Here is a 3,438-nt window from a genome sequence, read left to right as displayed (position 1 = left end):
GTTCTGAGCCCATATTGATCCCATGACCCCTGAGAGCCTTTCAACGACGCCTCGTCCCCGGCGACCCCGCCCCCAGGTGGTCTCGCTCACTCCCGCCGCCGCAGAGCGGGTGCGCGACATCATCGCCCGGTCAGAGACACCGCTGGCGGGTCTGAGGGTGGGTGTGAAGAATGGCGGATGTGCAGGGCAGGAGTACGTGCTCGACTACGCCTCAGACATCGGTCCGCTGGACGAAGTGGTCAACGACCAGGGCGTCACTGTCCTGGTGGAGCCCTCGGCGGTTCTCTTCCTGCTGGGCACGGTGATCGACTATGAGGTGACGCGCCTGTCATCGAAGTTCGTCTTCCGCAATCCCAACCAGACCGACGCCTGTGGCTGCGGCGAAAGCGTGACGATCCAGCCCGCCGCAGCTCCAGACGCCTGAGTCCCGGCCTACTTGCGGCTGAACACCGCCACCCGCTTCTGAAGGAAGGCCATCACGCCTTCGCGGAAGTCGGACGTCCGGCCCGCTGCGCGCTGGGCCACCCGTTCCGCATGCAGTTGCTGCAGCCAGTCATTGTCGAGGCTGTCCCAGATCAGCTTGCGGATGGACCCCAGCGCCCAGGGCCCGTCAGCCAGTGAGCGGGCGATTTCCTGGGCGGCGGGCATCAGTTGGTCGTCTGGCACCACCCGGTTCACGAGACCCCATTCCAGAGCCGTTTTCGCGGGTATCTTCTCTCCCAGAAGCGCCATTTCAAGGGCCCGGGCCTTGCCGATCAGACGCGGGAGCAGGTAGGTCGAGCCGCCATCCGGAACCAGCCCGATCCGGCGGAAGGCCTGAAGGAAGTAGGCGCTTTCGCCCGCGACGATGATGTCGCCCATGAGGGCGAGAGAACATCCGACACCTGCAGCCGCGCCGTTGATCGCTGTCACAACCGGGATCGGATACTCCCTCAACATGGTCATGAACGGGTTGTAGACTGTCTCCAGAGCCGACCCGGAGTCCGGCCCGTCCGGGTCAGGATTGGCGGATTGAGCAGAGCCACCGCCCGACAGGTTGGCTCCGGAGCAGAACCCGCGACCTTCGCCGGTCAGGATCACGCAGCGGGCGCCGGAGTCAGGTCGCGCATAGGCCGCGAAGGCCGCTCGCAGCTCGGCCATGGTGTCAAGGCCTGCGGCGTTCATGGTCGCCGGATCAGCCAGGGTGATGACGGCTACGCCGTCATTCAGCGAAATCTTGATCTTCTCGTAAGCCATGCGTTCCTCCGGGTCGGTCTCCAGCCACAGCAAAGCCCGGCTGACCCTACGTCAGGCCAGACGAATTGATCAGCCGTCGCCTTCCACCACGAGCCTGTTCCGGCCGCGTCGCTTCGCAGCGTAAAGACTGGCGTCAGCCCTTTCGATAAGGCCGTGGACAGTATCGCCGACACGGTAGCTGGCGATCCCTGCGGACAGGGTGATGACCCCCAGATCGTCGTTGGTGGACCGGCGTCTGATCTTCGCCGCGGAGACATCCCTCAGGATGGTCTCCACCATTGAAATGGCTCCAAAGAGGTGTTCTCCCGGAAGAATGATGGCGAACTCCTCACCGCCGAATCTGGCGGCGAACCGGGGTGGAGTGCAGCGCTTCCGGATGACGCTTGCGACGTACCGCAGCACCTGGTCGCCTGTCTGATGACCCCAGGTGTCGTTGAACTTCTTGAAGTAGTCGATGTCGAGCAGGGCGAGGCAGAAGAAACTTCCGGTCCGTATCGCCTCGGTACGGGTCTTCTCCATGACCTCGTCAAAGGCTCTCCGGTTTGCGAGGCGGGTCAGGGGGTCTGTTGCGGCCTCCTTGCGGATCGCCTCAAGTTGCTCCCTCAGCATCACGACTTCCGACGTGGAAGCTGCGAGCGCCTTTTCCACCGTCGCATTCTGTTCCTGCATCCGCCGCGTGGCGTCTGAGAGGTCTGCGACGACGCTCTTCAAGGTCGAGCTGGTAGGGCTTGTCTCCAGGGTGCGGGACGTCAATTCCAGCTGGCTTGAAAAGCTTTCGCTGCTCTCCTGGGCTGAGCGGATTGCTTGCTCCGCGCTCGCCAGTTCGCGGGAGAGAGCCTGTCCGGTATCCCGGATCTGCTCGCTGAGCCGACCGCGAGGCAGGTAGGTTGTCGCGAGCCTCTCGACCAATTCGTCCGTGATCGGCTCGCCGGACGATCGCAACCTGTCCACCTCCCGGGCGAGCGGCCCGTTAGGCTCCGAAATCACTTGCGACCACAACTCGTAGTTGATGGGAGTCGGCCAAACACGCTGTTCCTCCAACTGCTTCACGGCAAGGCGTGCAAGCGCATAGGCTCCCTGCGACCTGAACTTGGCGTCCGTCTTTTCCGCCATACTCACTCTTTCGATCCTGCAGTCAGGGGTCCTTGCCTCGACCCCGACTACATTGAGCATGAGCAAATCTCTTCCGGTCCCGCTCCGGGTGAGTCAAGCCGCTTGGCGCGGCGACGCTATTTTCGACCTGAGGTTGTGGGTTTTGTCAGGAAGGCCGGTAGTTCCGCCCCGAATCCCAATACGGGCTTCTCCTGGGGTTCGGCGTCCCTGCGGTCCTCTCGCCGTCGTGGCCGGCTGGGCTCCGGGCGGCTCCGGGGGACGTCCCGGGCGGCGGGCCGGGCGACCGGGACCTCCGGATCGCGCTCCCCGACCGCCGGAGCTTCAATCGCCCGGGTCTCGGAACGGGCTTCTGGAACTTCGATTGGGGACGGTGACTGCGGCTCGCGGGGCGCCCTTCCATCCTTTGCACGTCCGCGACCGGGGGACCTTTCGCGAGATGACTTGCGATCGGGGCGCGGCGTGTCCTTGATGGCGGCGAAGTCTACGCCTTCCAGAACCACCTCTTCGGGTTCCTTGCCGATCAGCTTCAGGACCTTGTCGATGTTCTTGGCGTCAGCCGGGGTGACAAGCATGAAGGTCCTGCCCGACCGCCCCGCACGCCCCGTCCTTCCGATCCGGTGGACATAATCGTCCGCATGATGCGGGACGTCATAGTTGAAGACGTGGCTGACATCGGGGATGTCGAGGCCGCGTGCAGCAACGTCCGAGGCGCAGAGCAGTTTCAGATCGCCGCTCCGGAAGGCGTCCAGGGTGCGCATCCGGGTTTGCTGGTCGAGGTCGCCGTGGATTGCAGCCGCGTCAAACCCATGGGTGCGGAGCGACTTGGCGAGGATGTCGACCTCGGATTTCCGGTTACAGAAGACGATGCCGTTCTTGATGCCTTCGGCCTCGATCAGCATGCGAAGGGCGGTGCGCTTGGCCTTGGGGTCCGAGGTCGGCAGCCTGACAATGTGCTGAGCGATGGTTTCCGCCGTAGTGGCCGGACGGGCGACCTCGATCCTTACGGGGTCATTCAGGAACTGCTTCGTCAGGCGGGTGATCTCCGGCGGCATGGTCGCCGAGAAGAACAGCGTCTGCTTCTTCGGCGGC

At 64.0% G+C, this 3,438-nt stretch carries 4 protein-coding genes; 1 reads left to right on the top strand and 3 read right to left on the bottom strand.

Annotation, left to right across the window (positions count from 1 at the left end; genetic code table 11):
* Nucleotides 1-22: 22 nt before the first annotated feature.
* On the top strand, nt 23-424 hold the full coding sequence (locus INE98_RS00750) for an iron-sulfur cluster assembly accessory protein (RefSeq protein ID WP_293535819.1): 402 nt from the start codon (nt 23-25) through the stop codon (nt 422-424).
* Between the two features lie 8 nt (nt 425-432).
* Here the strand turns inward: INE98_RS00750 and INE98_RS00745 are convergent, their stop codons facing one another.
* From INE98_RS00745 to INE98_RS00735, 3 genes are all read right to left on the bottom strand, one after another.
* Nucleotides 433-1,236, bottom strand: a complete 804-nt coding sequence (locus INE98_RS00745; protein ID WP_293535817.1) for an enoyl-CoA hydratase/isomerase — start codon at nt 1,234-1,236, stop codon at nt 433-435.
* Between the two features lie 69 nt (nt 1,237-1,305).
* Complete coding sequence (locus INE98_RS00740) at nt 1,306-2,349, bottom strand: GGDEF domain-containing protein (protein ID WP_293535815.1); 1,044 nt, start codon at nt 2,347-2,349, stop codon at nt 1,306-1,308.
* A 116-nt stretch (nt 2,350-2,465) separates the two neighbouring features.
* The coding region (locus INE98_RS00735; RefSeq protein WP_293535813.1) for a DEAD/DEAH box helicase at nt 2,466-3,438 on the bottom strand (973 nt) is incomplete at its 5' end.

The sequence above is a fragment of the Phenylobacterium sp. genome (assembly GCF_020253645.1).
In the GTDB taxonomy this organism is placed as follows: Bacteria; Pseudomonadota; Alphaproteobacteria; order Caulobacterales; family Caulobacteraceae; genus Phenylobacterium.
Note: the sequence above shows the minus strand (reverse complement) of the source record. Positions and strands in the feature narration are given on the sequence as shown.